The 15,641-nt window shown below is 71.5% G+C and carries 15 protein-coding genes; 12 read left to right on the top strand and 3 right to left on the bottom strand.

The window, feature by feature from the left end; genetic code table 11:
* The first annotated feature begins 34 nt into the window (after positions 1-34).
* From ABZ953_RS16405 to ABZ953_RS16385, 5 genes are all read left to right on the top strand, one after another.
* Positions 35-1,171 carry an LLM class flavin-dependent oxidoreductase gene (locus tag ABZ953_RS16405; RefSeq protein ID WP_361723283.1) on the top strand — a complete coding sequence of 379 codons (1,137 nt, stop codon included), beginning with the start codon at positions 35-37 and terminating at the stop codon, positions 1,169-1,171.
* On the top strand, positions 1,168-2,220 hold the full coding sequence (locus tag ABZ953_RS16400; RefSeq protein ID WP_361723280.1) for an alpha/beta hydrolase: 1,053 nt from the start codon (positions 1,168-1,170) through the stop codon (positions 2,218-2,220). The genes ABZ953_RS16405 and ABZ953_RS16400 overlap by 4 nt, the downstream gene beginning before the upstream one ends.
* Before the next feature lie 81 nt (positions 2,221-2,301).
* Positions 2,302-3,705 carry a DUF6421 family protein gene (locus ABZ953_RS16395; RefSeq protein WP_361723277.1) on the top strand — a complete coding sequence of 468 codons (1,404 nt, stop codon included), beginning with the start codon at positions 2,302-2,304 and terminating at the stop codon, positions 3,703-3,705.
* 26 nt (positions 3,706-3,731) lie between these two features.
* Positions 3,732-4,472 (top strand): SDR family oxidoreductase, encoded by a 741-nt coding sequence (locus ABZ953_RS16390; RefSeq protein WP_361723274.1) that lies wholly within the window; start codon positions 3,732-3,734, stop codon positions 4,470-4,472.
* 35 nt (positions 4,473-4,507) lie between these two features.
* Positions 4,508-5,578, top strand: coding sequence for a low specificity L-threonine aldolase (locus tag ABZ953_RS16385; RefSeq protein ID WP_361723571.1), 1,071 nt, complete (start codon positions 4,508-4,510; stop codon positions 5,576-5,578).
* 89 nt (positions 5,579-5,667) lie between these two features.
* Here ABZ953_RS16385 and ABZ953_RS16380 read toward each other — a convergent pair whose 3' ends face one another.
* The gene (locus ABZ953_RS16380; RefSeq protein WP_361723271.1) at positions 5,668-6,396 is read right to left on the bottom strand and encodes a lysophospholipid acyltransferase family protein; all 729 of its coding nucleotides are present in this window, start codon (positions 6,394-6,396) and stop codon (positions 5,668-5,670) included.
* A gap of 223 nt (positions 6,397-6,619) precedes the next feature.
* On the opposite strand from ABZ953_RS16380, the gene ABZ953_RS16375 reads away from it, so the two are divergent.
* The 4 genes from ABZ953_RS16375 (at position 6,620) to ABZ953_RS16360 (ending at position 9,738) form a co-directional block, all read left to right on the top strand.
* On the top strand, positions 6,620-6,946 hold the full coding sequence (locus tag ABZ953_RS16375) for a thioredoxin family protein (RefSeq protein WP_361723268.1): 327 nt from the start codon (positions 6,620-6,622) through the stop codon (positions 6,944-6,946).
* 233 nt (positions 6,947-7,179) lie between these two features.
* Positions 7,180-7,689, top strand: coding sequence for a flavin reductase family protein (locus ABZ953_RS16370; RefSeq protein ID WP_361723265.1), 510 nt, complete (start codon positions 7,180-7,182; stop codon positions 7,687-7,689).
* A gap of 230 nt (positions 7,690-7,919) precedes the next feature.
* On the top strand, positions 7,920-8,705 hold the full coding sequence (locus ABZ953_RS16365; RefSeq protein ID WP_361723262.1) for an electron transfer flavoprotein subunit beta/FixA family protein: 786 nt from the start codon (positions 7,920-7,922) through the stop codon (positions 8,703-8,705).
* Between the two features lie 70 nt (positions 8,706-8,775).
* Positions 8,776-9,738: an electron transfer flavoprotein subunit alpha/FixB family protein gene (locus tag ABZ953_RS16360; RefSeq protein WP_361723259.1), complete on the top strand. Its 963-nt coding sequence runs from the start codon at positions 8,776-8,778 to the stop codon at positions 9,736-9,738.
* A gap of 61 nt (positions 9,739-9,799) precedes the next feature.
* Here the strand turns inward: ABZ953_RS16360 and ABZ953_RS16355 are convergent, their stop codons facing one another.
* Positions 9,800-10,702, bottom strand: a complete 903-nt coding sequence (locus ABZ953_RS16355; protein WP_361723256.1) for an endonuclease/exonuclease/phosphatase family protein — start codon at positions 10,700-10,702, stop codon at positions 9,800-9,802.
* 245 nt (positions 10,703-10,947) lie between these two features.
* Between ABZ953_RS16355 and ABZ953_RS16350 the strand changes: the two genes are divergently transcribed.
* From ABZ953_RS16350 to ABZ953_RS16340, 3 genes are all read left to right on the top strand, one after another.
* Positions 10,948-12,240 carry an aldolase/citrate lyase family protein gene (locus tag ABZ953_RS16350; RefSeq protein WP_361723253.1) on the top strand — a complete coding sequence of 431 codons (1,293 nt, stop codon included), beginning with the start codon at positions 10,948-10,950 and terminating at the stop codon, positions 12,238-12,240.
* Positions 12,241-12,315: 75 nt separating this feature from the next.
* Positions 12,316-14,064, top strand: coding sequence for a serine/threonine-protein kinase (locus ABZ953_RS16345; RefSeq protein ID WP_361723250.1), 1,749 nt, complete (start codon positions 12,316-12,318; stop codon positions 14,062-14,064).
* A complete protein-coding gene (locus tag ABZ953_RS16340) occupies positions 14,058-14,519 on the top strand; it encodes a hypothetical protein (RefSeq protein ID WP_361723247.1) in 462 nt (153 codons plus the stop codon). Before ABZ953_RS16345 ends, ABZ953_RS16340 begins: the two co-directional genes overlap by 7 nt.
* 39 nt (positions 14,520-14,558) lie before the next feature.
* Here ABZ953_RS16340 and ABZ953_RS16335 read toward each other — a convergent pair whose 3' ends face one another.
* Complete coding sequence (locus tag ABZ953_RS16335; protein WP_361723244.1) at positions 14,559-15,599, bottom strand: LacI family DNA-binding transcriptional regulator; 1,041 nt, start codon at positions 15,597-15,599, stop codon at positions 14,559-14,561.
* Positions 15,600-15,641: the final 42 nt, after the last annotated feature.

Here is a 15,641-nt window from a genome sequence, read left to right as displayed (position 1 = left end):
GGGCGCCATGTCCTGGCCACACCCTGGAGGGCACGTGAAGTTCTCCGTCATCTTCGAGGCGCAGCTCGCCGACCCGACCGTCGAACGGGAACACCAGCTCATCCGCGACAGCGTCGAGCAAGCCGTACTGGCCGAACAGATGGGATTCGACCGCATATGGGCGGTAGAGCACCATTCGCTCAAGTGGTACGCGCACATGAGCGCGCCGGAAATCTTCCTGACCTGGGTCGCCGCGCGCACCAGCACCATCAGGATCGGGCACGGCGTCGTCTGCATGCCGTTCAACTTCAACCATCCGGCGCGGGTCGCCGAACGCGCGGCCATGCTGGACCTGCTCTCCGGAGGACGGCTCGATCTGGGCGCGGGCCGGGGCGGCACGGCGCAGGAGACGTCGCTGTGCGGAGTCGACAGGGAACGTACGACGCAGGAGGTCGAGGAAGCGCTGCGCATCATCGGCAAGGCCTGGGAGAAGGAGGAGCTGGAACATCACGGCGAACTCCTCGACATCGGTCCCCATCCGATCCTGCCGCGCCCCGCACAGACCCCGCACCCGCCGCTCTTCCTCGCCTGCAGCAGGACCGAGACCCTGACGCAGGCCGCCGAACTCGGCATCGGCGCCCTCGTGATGGGCTTCGCGGGCCCCGAGTCGATCGCCGGTATGCGGCAGGCGTACGACGCCGCGCTCGCCGCCCGCACCGACGCGCGGTTCGTGTCGAGCGTCGTCAACGACCACTTCTCCGTGCTCTGCCCCACGATCGTGCTCGACGACGGGGAGGCCGCGCGGCGCGTCGGCATCCGCGGGCAGCGGTTCTTCGCGCAGTCCATCGGGCACTGGTACGGCGGCGCGGGCGTCCCCGACGAGGCGGTCGTCGAGGGCGGCGACGAGGCGGCCGAGATGCGCAAGGCGGCCGAGCAGGTCGTCGCGCGGCTGCACGAGCACGACATCCCGGTGCGGCCCACCTCGACGGCCACGTTCAACGCCGACCACGCGTACGGCACCGCTGACGACGCCATCGCCTACGTGGAACGCCTGCGCGACGCCGGGGCCGACGAGATCATGTGCCTCGTACAGATGGGCACCGTCCCGCAGGAGGCCTGCCTGGAGACCCTGCGGCAGTGGGGCGAGAAGGTCATCCCCCACTTCCGCCCCCGGGGAGTGGCCGCACTGTGACGCGACGGGAGAACACGGGGGCTGCCGGGGCGGTTGCCGCGCCGGGCGGGTCCGACCGTCTCGACCCCCTCGCCCGCCCCCTCGTGGACGCCCTGGCCGCCGCCTTCCCCGATCTCGGCGGCGCCGTCACCGATGCGGGCGAGGCGCGGCGGATCCTCGCCGCCGCGCCCACCTCGTCTGCGTCCGGGACGGCGCGGCCCGCGGTCGGGCCGGTTGTGGACCGAACCGTTCCGGGAGTGCCGGGTGCGCCGGGGATTCCGGTCCGGATCTATCTCCCGGAACCGGATCGGCATGCAGGGCCACGCCCGACCGTCGTCTTCTTCCACGGTGGCGGCTACACGCTCTGTGGGCTCGACTCCCACGACGCCACGGCCCGCGGCCTGGCCGCCGGGGCAGGCGCCGCCGTGGTATCCGTCGGCTACCGCCTCGCGCCCGAACACCGCTTCCCGGCGGCCGTCGACGACGCGTACGCGGCGCTCTGCTGGGCCGCGAGCGAAAGCGCCGTGCTCGGCGGCGATCCGGGCGCGCTCGTCACCGCCGGGGACAGCAGCGGGGGCGGCCTCGCCACCGCCGTGACGCTCAGGGCGCGGGACGAGGGCGGCCCCGCCGTCGCGCTGCAAGTGCTGCTCTACCCCGTACTGGACGCCGCCCAGGACACCGCCTCGTACCGGGAGAACGCGCGCGGGTACTTCCTGACCGCCGCGCACATGCGCTGGTTCTGGCAGCAGTACCTCGGGCCCGGCGGCCACGGCACGCACCCCCTCGCCTCGCCGCTGCGGGCCGCCGACCTCACGGGACTGCCGCCCGCGCACCTCGTCGTCGCGGGCTGCGACCCGCTGCGCGACGAGGGTCTTGACTACGCGGAGCGCCTGCGGACGGCCGGTGTGGCCGTCTCTCTGGCCCACTGCCCGAGGATGTTCCACGGCTTCCTGGGCTTCCCGGAGCTGCTGCCCGACGCGGGGGAGGCACTGGCGGATGTGGCAGAAGTGATCGACTCCGTAGCAGCCCACAGGAAAAACAGCGGCGGAAGAGGGGGTGCCACAGGATAATTTCCCGATACCCCCCTTGTCGCGGAGAACCTCGCACGCATACGGTGTTCTCACGCGAGGTTCTCCCGTGGAAGGTGGGTCATGACGGAAATTCTTGAGCGGTCGGGTACGGAGGGTGCGGTTCCTGCCGCTGACGGGCGGGTGGTGGACCACCCGGCGTGGCCGGTGCTCAAGGACGCCGTCGAGGAGATCCGGCCCTGGCAGTCGGCGGACGGATCCATCGACTTCGAGGCGGACGGCGCCCCGGCGAAGAGCATCGCCGAACTCGCCGTGGACCGGGTGATATCCGCGGTCGAGGAGCTCTCCCCGCTGCTCCCGCACGACGCCGCGTACCACCGTGCGCTCGGCGCGGACCTGCGCCGCTGGGCCGAGGACGATTTCCGGGTGCCGGACTTCCTGGACTCGCTGCTCGCGTTCCAGCCCGCGGCGCATCGCGAGGACGGCCTGCAGCACCTGGTCGTCTTCCCGATGTACACGCAGAACGGCAACCCCGACCGCAATCTCGAAGCGGTCGTGCTGCGCATGGTCTGGCCCGACTGGCTGGCCGACCTCGAGCGCACGCGCTACGACAACCCGCTCTTCTGCGGCATCACCTTCGAGGACTTCACCGCCGGGTACGACACCAACTCGGCCGTCCTCTTCCCCGAGACCATCGCGGTGCGCGAGGCCCCCGAGCGCTTCTCCTGGGGCGGCATCTTCTGCGACCGCGAGGCGGCCCGGTTCCGCCGCGTCACCGAGGCCGCCGTGGACCTCCTCGGGCTCGAACTGCCCGACGACATCCGCGAGATGGTCGGTGACCAGGACCGCTGTCAGCAGGCGTTCGTCCTGTGGGACATGGTCCACGACCGCACCCACAGCCACGGTGACCTGCCGTTCGACCCCTTCATGATCAAGCAGCGCCAGCCGTTCTGGATGTACGGCCTTGAGGAGCTGCGCTGTGACCTCACCGCCTTCAAGGAGGCCGTGAAGCTGGAGGCCGACGGCGTCGCGCAGGGCCGCGACGTGCAGTACGCGGTGCTCTTCGACCGGATGTTCCGCTTCCCCGTCACGGGTGAGCGCGTCCGCAACTACGACGGGCTCGGCGGCCAGCTCCTCTTCGCCTACCTCCACAAGCACGACGTGGTCCGCTGGACCGACAACAAGCTCAGGATCGACTGGGAGCGCGCCCCGCAGGTCACCAACCAGCTGTGCGGCGAGATCGAGGACCTCTACCGGGCCGGCATCGACCGCCCGAAGCTGGTCCACTGGTTCGCGGCGTACGACCTGGTTTCCCAGTACCTCGCCCCGCACCCCGGATCGCGCTGGGCCAAGGGTCCGGACGCCCTGGACACCTCGCTGCCGCCGCGCAAACTCGTCGACGAGGTGCTTCCCGACGAGTTTCCGCTCAGCATGTTCTATGAGGCGCTCTCCAAGAAGCTGAAGAACGTGATCGCCTCCACCAAGGGGATCACCGCTTCTTCGAGCGCCGAGAAGGCCGCCGCGTGAGCGGCCGCCAGGAGGAGGCGAGGACCATGTCCGCACTCGATGGAGCCGTGGTCGCGGTGGCCGGAGCGGCCGGACCCGCAGGACGGGCCACCCTGCTCAGGCTGGCCGAGGCAGGGGCCACGGTCGTGGCCTCGGACGCCGACCCCGCGCGCCTCGCCGAAGCGGTGGACGCCGCGCGGTACGCGCACGGCGGCGCGACCGTCATAGGTGACACGGTCGATCTGCTGGATCTGGACGCGGCCCGCGAGTGGGCGACGCGCACGGAGAAGGAGTTCGGGCGGATCGACGGCCTGGTCCACCTCGTCGGCGGCTGGCGCGGCGGCAAGAGCTTCGCCGAGACCGACCTCGCGGACTGGGACCTCCTGGAGAAGCTCCTGATCCGTACCGTGCAGCACACCTCCCTCGCCTTCGAGGACGGCCTGCGGCGCAGCGACCGCGGCCGCTATCTCCTGATCAGCGCGGCGGGCGCGAGCAAGCCGACCGCGGGCAACGCGGCGTACTCCGCCTCCAAGGCGGCGGCCGAGGCCTGGACGCTGGCCCTCGCAGACGCCTTCCGCAAGGCGGGGGGCGAGGACGGACCGCGCGCGGCGGCTGCCATCCTGGTGGTCAAGGCGCTGGTGCACGACGCGATGCGCGCGGAGCGGCCCAACGCGAAGTTCGCGGGCTTCACGGACGTCAAGGAGCTGGCCGAGGCCATCGCCGGTGTCTGGGAGAAGCCCGCCGGCGAAGTGAACGGAAACCGCTTGTGGCTGACCGAGAAGCCGTGACCGCGCGCGACGCGACCGCTCGTGACGACATGCCCGTGAACCCTCCGAAGACCGATGCCCGGCGCCGTCACGACCCGGACGTCCGCGGCTTCGCGAGCGACAACTACGCGGGCGCCCACCCGGAGGTCATGGCGGCCCTCGCGCTCGCCAACGGCGGCCACCAGATCGCGTACGGCGAGGACGACTACACGGACCACCTCCAGCAGGTGATCCGCGGTCACTTCGGCCCCACCGCGGAGGCCTTCCCGGTCTTCAACGGCACGGGGGCGAACGTGGTCGCGCTCCAGGCGGTCACCGACCGCTGGGGCGCGGTGATCTGTGCCGAGTCCGCGCACGTCAACGTGGACGAGGGCGGCGCTCCCGAGCGCATGGCGGGCCTCAAGCTGCTGACCGTCCCCACGCCGGACGGCAAGCTCACCCCCGAGCTGATCGACCGGCAGGCGTTCGGCTGGGACGACGAGCACCGCGCGATGCCGCAGGTCGTCTCGATCGCGCAGAACACCGAACTGGGCACGCTCTACACGCCCGACGAGATCCGCGCGATCTGCGACCACGCGCACCAGCTCGGCATGAAGGTGCACCTCGACGGCTCCCGCATATCCAACGCCGCGGCCGCGCTCGACGTCCCCATGCGGACCTTCACGAACGCGGTGGGCGTCGACATCCTGTCGCTGGGCGGCACCAAGAACGGTGCGCTCTTCGGCGAGGCGGTCGTGGTCATCAACCAGGACGCGGTCCGCTCCATGAAGCATCTGCGCAAGATGTCAATGCAGCTCGCCTCCAAGATGCGCTTCGTGTCGGTGCAGTTGGAGGCCCTGCTCGCCAAGGACCTGTGGCTGCGCAACGCGCGCCACGCGAACGAGATGGCGCAGCGCCTCGCGGAGGGCGTCCGGTCCGTGCACGGCGTGGAGATCCTCTACCCCGTGCAGGCCAACGCGGTCTTCGCCCGCCTGCCGCACGACGTGAGCGAGCGCCTGCAGAAGCGCTACCGCTTCTACTTCTGGGACGAGGCGGCCGGCGACGTCCGCTGGATGTGCGCGTTCGACACCCGCGCGGAGGACGTCGACGGATTCCTCGCCGCGCTCAAGGAAGAGATGGCGCGCTGACCCCACCCCTGAAACAGGCATGTAAATGCGGCCGACCGTAACGTCATTGACGTTACGGTCGGCCGCATTTACATGCTCGCGTGGCGAGGTCAGGTCGCCTCGGCGGCCTTCACCTCGGCCGGGGTCGGGGCCGTGCCGCCGAGGTGCGCCGGCATCCACCACGTGTCGTCCGGGCCCTTGGGGCGCACCGGGTAGGCGCGCTGGGCGGCCTCCAGGAGCTCCTGGCAGCGCTCGCGAAGGCGTCGCGTGATCGCGCCCGCGTACTGGTCCTTCGGTGCTTCCACCGGCTCACCGACGCGGATCGTGATCGGGATGTGGCTGCGCTTGAAGTTGCGCGGCTGCCCCTTGGTCCACAGTCGCTGCGTGCCCCACAGCGCCATCGGGATCAGCGGGACCCCGGCCTCCTGCGCCAGCCGCGCGGCACCCGACTTGAACGTCTTCAGCGTGAACGACGGAGAGATCGTCGCCTCGGGAAAGACGCCGATGATTTCCCCCGAACGCAGCGAGTCGAGCGCGTGCTGATAGGCGGTCTCACCCTGCTTGCGGTCCACGGGAATGTGCTTCATTCCGCGCATGAGGGGACCGGAGATCTTGTGCCGGAACACCGACTCCTTGGCCATGAAGCGCACGAGCCGCTTCTGCGGAAGCGCGGCGAGACCGTCGAAGATGAAGTCGAGATAGCTGATGTGGTTGCTGACGAGGACCGCGCCGCCGGAGCGTGGGATGTTCTCCGACCCCTTGCAGTCGATCTTCAGGTCCCATGCCTTGAACAGCGTTTTAGCGGCACCGATGACCGGACGGTAGACAAGCTCTGCCATGGGTGGGGAGGGCCCTTCGTATCTGCCTGGGGAGGGGGTCCCGGCGGTAGGTTACGCAGCCGTAGGTTTTTCGGCGTTGCGCAGATCGTGCCCCAAGAACGGACGGGTGGCCACCCTTGGTGCCGCCGATCCGGGAGATTCTCGTCACGTGGGAATGTTTGCGCGCCAGAAGGCGCTGTAACGGGGAATGACCGGAGCGAGGCCCTGGGGGCGGGAGGCAGAAGTGCCTGTACACGACACCGGGCGGCGGCTCGGCGCGGCCGACATCGGGGAGCTGCTGGGGGAGCGGGCGACGCTCGTCCAGTTCTCCAGCGCCTTCTGCCAGCCCTGCCGTGCGACGCGCAGAGTCCTCGCGGACGTGGCCGCGCTGGTCCCGGGCGTGTCCCACGTCGAGATCGACGCCGAGGCCCGGCTCGATCTCGTACGGGAACTGCGCGTGGTGAAGACACCCACCGTCCTCGTCCTGGACGCGGCCGGACGCGAGGTGCGCCGCGCCGCCGGGCAGCCCCGCAAGGCCGAAGTGATCGCCGCTCTGGGGGAGGCCGTGTGACCGGGCGTCCCGCAGGTCACGGCGGTCGGCGGGCGTTGCGGTCGTGACGCATCTTTCATCTGCCGGAAAGGGCTTGACTGCATGCGGCAGCTATCGCGAGCCTGCTTCCATGCCCCGGGACCTCCTGTTGTACGAGCGCGTCCACGTGGACCTCGCCCGCCATGCCAGCGCGCGCTGTCCGCAGTGCTGAGCACCGACGTCTTCGCTCGTACCTCCGGCAGAAGGACAACCCCATGACGGCATCGCCGGCCCTCATCGCCCCCCGCCCCGCCACCCCCGATCTGCTGCGCTCGGTCTTCCGGCAGCACGCCGCGGGGGTCGCCGTGATCACCGCCGCCCGCGGCTCCCGCCCGGTCGGTTTCACCGCCACGTCGCTCGCCTCGGTCTCCGCCGAACCCCCGGTGGTCTCGTTCGGCATCGGCATCGGCTCCTCCTGCTGGCCCGCGGTCTCCGAGGCGGAGTTCGTCGGCGTCCACATACTCGGGGAGCACCAGCAGGAGCTCGCCGCGACGTTCGCGCGCAGCGGAGCCGACCGCTTCGGCTCTCCCACGCGCTGGCGCGAGGGGCCCGAGGGAGTTCCCGTCCTCGACGGCGCGCTCGCCTGGCTGGTGTGCCGGGTCGTCGCGCGCGTGCCCGCGGGCGACCACCGCATCGTGCTCGCCCAGGCGGTCGTCGGCGACGGCGTCGACGACGGCCGTCCGCTCCTGTACCACCAGGGGCGCTTCAACGCTCTGCGCGACTGAGAGTTCCCGATCGGCAGGGTCCTGCCCGATTACGGAGCGTTGGGAAGGTCACAGTTCAAAGCGCTTGCTCAGGGGGAATGAACTGGGTGTACTCATGAGTAATATTCCGGTCGGAGCGGGGGCCGCCCCGACCGGGATCCGCCGCTTCAGGCGCCTATGCTGCCTGCAAGAAGGCAGTAGCCGTAGCCAAGGCAGCAGCCCAGTAAAGACGATGCAGTAGGAGACCCGGCGTGAGCTTGAGGATCGTTGTCTGTGTGAAGTACGTGCCCGACGCCACCGGCGACCGGCACTTCGCCGATGACCTGACCGTCGACCGGGACGACGTCGACGGCCTGCTGTCGGAGCTCGACGAGTACGCGGTCGAGCAGGCGCTGCAGATCGCCGACGCGGCGGACGACGCGGAGATCACCGTGCTGACCGTCGGCCCCGAGGACGCCAAGGACGCGCTGCGCAAGGCGCTCTCCATGGGCGCCGACAAGGCCGTCCACGTCGAGGACGACGATCTGCACGGCACCGACGTGATGGGCACCTCGCTGGTGCTTGCCAAGGCCATCGAGAAGACCGGCTACGACCTGGTCATCACCGGCATGGCCTCGACCGACGGCACCATGGGTGTGCTGCCGGCGATCCTCGCGGAGCGTCTCGGCGTCCCGCAGGTCACGCTGCTCTCCGAGGTCTCCGTCGAGGACGGCACCGTCAAGGGCCGCCGTGACGGCGACGCCGCCAGCGAGCAGCTCGAGGCGTCCCTGCCGGCCGTCGTGTCCGTGACGGACCAGTCGGGCGAGGCCCGTTACCCGTCCTTCAAGGGCATCATGGCCGCCAAGAAGAAGCCGGTGGAGTCGCTGGAACTCGACGACCTGGACCTGGAGGCCGAAGAGGTCGGCCTCGAGGGCGCCTGGACCAAGGTCGACTCCGCCACCGAGCGTCCGGCCCGTACGGCCGGCACGATCGTCAAGGACGAGGGCGAGGGCGGCAAGCAGCTCGCCGAGTACCTCGCGGGCCAGAAGTTCATCTAGCCGCCCCAGAGGCTCGCTGAGCCCGCCAACCGCCCCCAGATTCTTCGCACTCGCAGGAGATTGAAGTCCCATGGCTGAAGTTCTCGTCTACGTCGACCACGTGGACGGCGCCGTCCGCAAGCCCACCCTGGAGCTGCTGACCCTGGCCCGCCGCATCGGCGAGCCCGTCGCCGTCTCCCTCGGCACCGGCGCCGAGGCCACCGCCGCCACGCTCGCCGAGCACGGCGCGGTCAAGGTCCTCACCGCGGACGCCCCCGAGTTCGCCGACTACCTCGTCGTACCGAAGGTGGACGCGCTGCAGGCCGCGTACGAGGCCGTCTCCCCGGCCGCCGTGCTCGTCCCGTCGTCCGCCGAGGCCAAGGAGATCGCGGCCCGTCTCGCGGTCCGCATCGGCTCCGGCATCATCACCGACGCCGTCGACCTCGAGGCCGGCGACGAGGGCCCGGTGGCCACGCAGTCCGCGTTCGCCGCCTCGTACACCACCAAGTCCCGTGTCTCCAAGGGCACCCCGGTCATCACGGTCAAGCCGAACTCGGCCGCCGTGGAGGCCGCCCCGGCCGCGGGCACCGTCGAGGCCCTCACGGTCTCCTTCTCCGAGAAGGCCACCGGCACCAAGGTCGTCTCGCGCACCCCGCGCGAGTCGACGGGCCGCCCCGACCTGACCGAGGCCGCGATCGTGGTCTCCGGCGGCCGCGGCGTGAACGGTGCCGAGAACTTCTCGATCATCGAGGCGCTCGCCGACTCGCTCGGTGCCGCCGTCGGCGCCTCGCGTGCCGCGGTCGACGCCGGCTGGTACCCGCACTCCAACCAGGTGGGCCAGACCGGCAAGTCGGTCTCCCCGCAGCTGTACATCGCCTCGGGTATCTCCGGCGCGATCCAGCACCGCGCGGGCATGCAGACCTCGAAGACCATCGTGGCCATCAACAAGGACGCCGAGGCCCCGATCTTCGACCTGGTCGACTACGGCGTGGTCGGCGACCTCTTCGAGGTCGTCCCCGCGCTCACCGACGAGGTCAAGTCCCGCAAGGGCTGAGCCCGTCGTACGTCCGAGGCCCTCGCCCCCCGCAGCGCGCGGGGGCGAGGGCCTCGGCGCGTCACAGCGTCAGCGTCGCCTGGATCGGCAGGTGGTCGCTCGGGTACCGCCCGCCGAGCGTGAACGTGTTCATCGACGCGGCGTGGACCTGCGCCTTCTGCCTGGTGAGGATCCAGTCGATCCGGCCGCCGTCCGGATCGAGTGCCCCGTAGCCGTGGAACGTGCCGTACGCCTTGCTGCGTTCCTTCGCCGCGTCCCAGGTGTCGACGAGCCCGGCTGACAGCAGGGTGTCGTACGCGGGGTTCTTGTGGGCCACCGCGTTGAAGTCGCCCGTCACGACGATCGGCCGGGAGGCGTCGAGGCGGCCGATCCGCTCGGCGAGCAGCGTCGCCGAGCGTGCGCGTGCGTTCTGGCTGACGTGGTCGAAGTGGGTGTTGAGGACGTACAGCTGGGTGTTCGTGGTCCGGTCGAGGAAACGGACCCAGGTGGCCATGCGGGGCGAGTTGGCGCCCCAGGTGTTGGACGCGATGGCGCTCGGGGTGTCGGAGAGCCAGATGTGCTCGTACTCCAGCGGGGCCAGCCTGCGGGTGTCGTAGAAGACGGCCATGAACTCGTCGCGGCTGCCGCCCCCCGCGCCCGTACCGATCCAGTCGTAGTCGGCGCCGAGATCGGCCTCGATGTCCTGCAGCTGGAAGTAGAGGCCCTCCTGGGAGCCGATCACGTGCGGTTTGGCGCGGAGCAGCAGCTCCTTCGTCACCGGGCGGCGCTCCGCCCAGGGGTGCGGCGGTTTGCTGCTCGCGAAGCGCAGGTTGAACGACATCACCTCGAGCCGGGCGTCCGGCGCGGGCGCGGGCGCGGCGTGCGCGGGGCCCGCCGAAAGCGCCGTGCCGAACAGCGGGAGGGTCGCGCCCGCGGCGAGCGCGCGCAGGCCACGACGGCGCGAGAAGGGAGAGTCGAACGGCACAGGTCTCCTTGGGTTCGGGCCGCGCGACCGGCACCGGCGGCACGCGGGGAGGATGGAGCCACCCTGTCCGCGTCGGTCGCCCGCGAGGCCCAGGGACACGCGTGAACCCGCACGGTCGGCTACGGATGCAGGACACGGGAAGGTGTTGACCAGCACGAAGGTCACGGATAACTTCGCTATACGGATTGTTGATTCCGTGGAGCGGAAATGTCGGGCGCGGCACCGAGCGTGTGGAGGAAGCAGGAATGGGTCAGCAAGAGCAGGTGGCAACGAGCCTCGCCGGAGCGGTCAGCGAGGGCATCAGCGCTTCCCTCGCCCCCGTGGACGCGGAGCTCGCGCGCCGCTACCCCGGAGACCCCGGCACCCGCCAGCCCGTCCACACCGTGTACGTCCCCGGCGAGCAGTTCGACGCCGACTCGATCCGCACCTGGGGCGACAAGGCGCTGGCGATGCTCGACGAGCACGCCCCGGACGCCGCCTCCTTCGCCGCGGTCCTCGGCCTGACCGACGACCTCGCCGACGCCGTCCACACGCGCGTGCGCACCAAACTGGAGCGCGAACCCGTCGAAGACCTGCGCATCGACTTCGAGGACGGCTACAAGGGCGCCGACGAGGACCAGGACGCCGCCCGCGCGGCCCGCCTCGTCGCCGAGGCGTACAGGAACGGCACCGCCGCCCCGTACATGGGCATCCGTATGAAGTGCATGGAGGAGGCGGTACGCGACCGCGGCATCCGCACCCTCGACATCTTCCTGTCCGGCCTCATGGAGGCGGGCGGCCTCCCCGACGGCCTCGTCCTGACGCTGCCCAAGGTGACGTACCCCGAGCAGGTCACCGCGATGGTGCGGCTCCTTGAGGAGTTCGAGAAGGCGCGCGGCCTGGAGCGCGGCCGCATCGGCTTCGAGATCCAGATCGAGACGAGCCAGTCCATCCTCGCCACCGACGGCACCGCCGCCGTCGCCCGCATGATCCAGGCCGCCGAGGGCCGCGCCACCGGCCTGCACTACGGCACCTTCGACTACAGCGCCTGCCTGCACGTCAGCGCCGCCTACCAGGCCAGCGACCACCCGGCCGCCGACCACGCCAAGGCCGTCATGCAGGTCGCCGCCGCGGGCACCGGAGTCCGTGTCTCCGACGGCTCCACCAACGTCCTGCCCGTCGGCACCACCGAGCAGGTCCACGACGCCATGCGGCTGCACTACGGCCTCACCCGCCGCGCCCTGGCCCGCGCCTACTACCAGGGCTGGGACATGCACCCCGGCCACATCCCCACCCGCTACGCCGCCGTGTTCGCGTTCTACCGCGAGGGCTTCGAGGCCGCCGCCGCACGCCTGGCCGCCTACGCGGGCCACCACGAGGGCGGCGCCGTGGCCGACGAGCCCGCCACCGCCAAGGCCCTCGCCGGCTACCTGCTGCGCGGCCTGGACTGCGGCGCCCTCGACGCGGGCGAGGTCACCCGCCTCACCGGCCTGACCCTTGCCCGCCTGCAGGGCTTCTCGGGCCCGCGCCGCGGCGACCTCACGGGGTCGGGCAAGTAACACCGGACTCCGACCGTCACCGCTGCCCCGTAGTCTGTACGCCACACACAGTGGTGTCGCAGGAACGGGGCAGCGGTGCATTCGGGGGACCAGGAACAGACGGACGGGGTCGGCAGACTCCTCGCCGGGCGCTATCGCGTCGTGGCACAGCTGGGGCGCGGCGGCATGGGGGTCGTGTGGCGCGCCGTCGACGAGGTGCTGCACCGCGAGGTCGCGGTCAAGGAACTGCGTACGTTCACGGACGCGGCAGGCCCCGAACTCGCCGACCTGCGGGTGCGGATGCAGCGCGAGGCCCGCGCCGCCGCCCGCGTCCGCCACCCCGGAGTGGTCGCCGTGCACGACGTCGCGGAGGTCGACGGACGGCCCCTCATCGTCATGGAGCTCGTCGACGGCCCCTCCCTGGACGACGTCCTGCGCGACCGCGGCACCCTCGACCCCCGCGAAGCCGCGGGCATCGGCGCCAGAGTCATGGAAGCCCTGGCCGCCGCACACCGCGCGGGCGTACTGCACCGCGACGTGAAGCCCGGCAACATCCTCCTGGAAGCCGGCGGCCGCGTCGTCCTCACCGACTTCGGCATCGCCACGATGGACGACCCAGGCGACGGCTCGTCCACCCACCTCACCCGCAGCGGCGAACTCATCGGCTCGCTCGACTACTTGGCGCCCGAGCGCGCCCAGGGCCACGAGCCGGGCCCCGCCTCCGACGTCTGGGCCCTCGGCGCCACGCTGTACGCCGCCGTCGAGGGCTCCTCGCCCTTCCGCCGCACGTCGACGTGGTCCACGCTCACCGCGATCGTGGTCGACCCGCTCCCCGAGCCGCACCGTGCGGGACCCCTGACCCCCGTACTGCGGCAGCTCATGCACAAGGAGCCGCAGGCACGCCCCGACGCGGAGACGGCGGGGCTGCTGCTCACCGAGGTGGCGACGACGGCGCACGGGACCGCCGCGGGCGCCGCTCCACGGTCAGCCGCGCCGGGACCGTACGGCACCACGGAGCGCAGCATCCCGAGCACGCCCCCGCCCGGCTTCGGACCGCCGCCCTCCGCGACGGCGCCGCAGGCCTCCGCCGCCCCCGCCGCCCCCGCGAGCCGCGCCGAGATGCGCGCCACCGCACGGCGCCCGCGCCGCGGCCGTGCGCTGCTCGCCGCGGCGGCGGTCGGCGTCGTCCTCGCGGCGACGGGCGCGACCGTGGCCTTCCTCAACGGCCAGGAGGACAGCGCCACTCAGGCGCGACAGGAGGGAACCCCGGGGCACGCGGGTTCGACCGAGGACGACGGCAGCAACGGCCCCCTCGGCGGCGGGTCGAAGGATCCGAAACGCCCCGAGCCGTCGGGGCAGGGTGACGAGAAGGCCCGCAATCCGGAGAAGAAGCCGCCCGGCGACGCCGACAAGGCCGACCGGGCCGATGACAAGGACCGCAAGCACCGCCCCGGCAAGGACGCCGGAGGCAAGGACGGCGACGAGTCCCCTGCGCGTCGCGATCCCGGCGGCAAGCCGTCCGCAGGCGGCTCCGGAGGATCGCCGGACGGCGGTGGCGGCGCGCCCGCCTGCCATCCGGCGGGCGGCGGCAAGTACGACTGCCAGGTGTGGCGCACCGCGAAGTCGTACACGGCGGACGGCGCCCCGGCGGGCACGCTGAACGCGGGCACCAACTATTTCTACTGCCAGCAGAACCTGGGCCGCCGCGAGACGTCCGGCCGGTGGACGAACGTCTGGTGGGCCAAGACGGACGACGACAGCGGCAACACCGGCGTCTTCGTCAGCGACGTCTACGTCAAGGGCGGCGACAACGACAAGCCGCTGCCGGGCCTGCCGACGTGCTGACGGAGGCGCTGTACACCCGCGTCGCGGCCGCCGCGGAGGGCACGTCGTACCGGCTGCGACGCACGGAGCAGGGGTTCGACCTGTCCGTCGACGTCCCTCGGGCGGGCCGCGTCACGCAGCTGCACACCTACCGCGTCGCACTGCACCCGCACGAGAAGACCTTCACCATGACGGACGTCGTACGCACCGTGAAGCGCGGCCCGTCAGGAACGCCGAGCGTGACGGTGGAGACGGGCCGCGCCCGGTACCGGACCTGGAGCCGCTCGCCGGACGGCAGCGAGCGGCACTCCTTCTCCTCCGCCGACGGCCACCGACTGATCCGGGGCGCGGCAGAGGAGCTGGGCTGGCGTGAGATCAAGCCAGGATCGCAGAAAGTCGCCCTCGTCGCGGGCGCCCTCGGCGGCCTCGTAGCCGTCGGCGTGCTGATCGGTCTCGCGGTGGCCTTCTGGCCCTGAGGGCCTGTCTTTGAACCCCCGCCCTTCATCGACGCTCGCTCAGCCTGCCGGTGGCAGCTCTCCCGAGCCCCGGGTGATGAGCCGCGTCGGCAGCTCCACCCGCTCCGGAGCCCCCGAGGCGCCGTCGAGCTGCCGGAACAGCCGTTCCGCCGCCGTCCTGCCCAACTGCGCCGCGTCCTGCGCGACGACCGTCACGCCCGGGCTCAGCAGATCCGCGAGCTCGATGTCGTCGAAGCCGACGAGGGCCACCGGGCGGTCGAGCGCGGCCAGGACGCGGACGACCGTCACCGTCACACGGTTGTTGCCCGCGAAGATCGCCGTGACCGCTCCGGGGCCGCTCAGCATCGTCTCGGCCGCCGGGCGCACCCGCTCCGGATCGGTGACCCCGAGCGAGACCCACTCCTCGTCGACCGGAATGCCCGCGTCCTCCATCGCGGCACGGTAGCCGCGCAGCCGCTCTATGGCGGTGTGGATGCGCGGCTGGTCGCCGATGAAGCCGATGCGGCGGTGACCGTGGGCGATGAGGTGCGCGACACCGTCCCGCGCGCCGCCGAAGCTGTCGGAGAGCACCACGTCGGCGTCGATCTTCCCGGCGGGCCGGTCGACGAAGACGGTGGCGACACCGGCGGCGATCTCCGGTTCCAGATAGCGGTGGTCGTCCCCGGCCGGGATCACCACGAGGCCGTCCACCCGCCGCGCGCACAGCGCGAGCACCAACTCCTGCTCGCGGTCCGGGTCCTCGGCGCTCGACCCGTTGATGAGCAGCGCGCCGTGCGCCCGCGCGACCTCCTCGACGGCGCGGCTCAGCGGGCCGTAGAACGGGTCGGCGAGGTCCTCGAGGACGAGGCCGATGCTCGCGGTGCGGCCCTTGCGCAGCACGCGCGCGCTGTCGTTGCGGCGGAAGCCCAGGGCCTCGATGGCTTCCTGGACGCGGCGCTCGGTGTCGGGCGTGACGCCGGGCTCGCCGTTCACGACGCGGGAGACGGTCTTCAGGCCGACCCCCGCACGCGCGGCGACGTCTTTCATGGTCGGCCGGTTGCCGTAACGGTTCTCGGGTCGTCGGGCGGCGGTCTCGGCCACGGTGTGCTGTCCTGTCCTGTCGTACGAAGTCGTCCACGAAAG

Source organism: Streptomyces sp. NPDC046465 (assembly GCF_040646035.1).
GTDB lineage: Bacteria > Actinomycetota > Actinomycetes > Streptomycetales > Streptomycetaceae > Streptomyces.
This window is presented reverse-complemented; position numbering and strand designations above follow the sequence as displayed.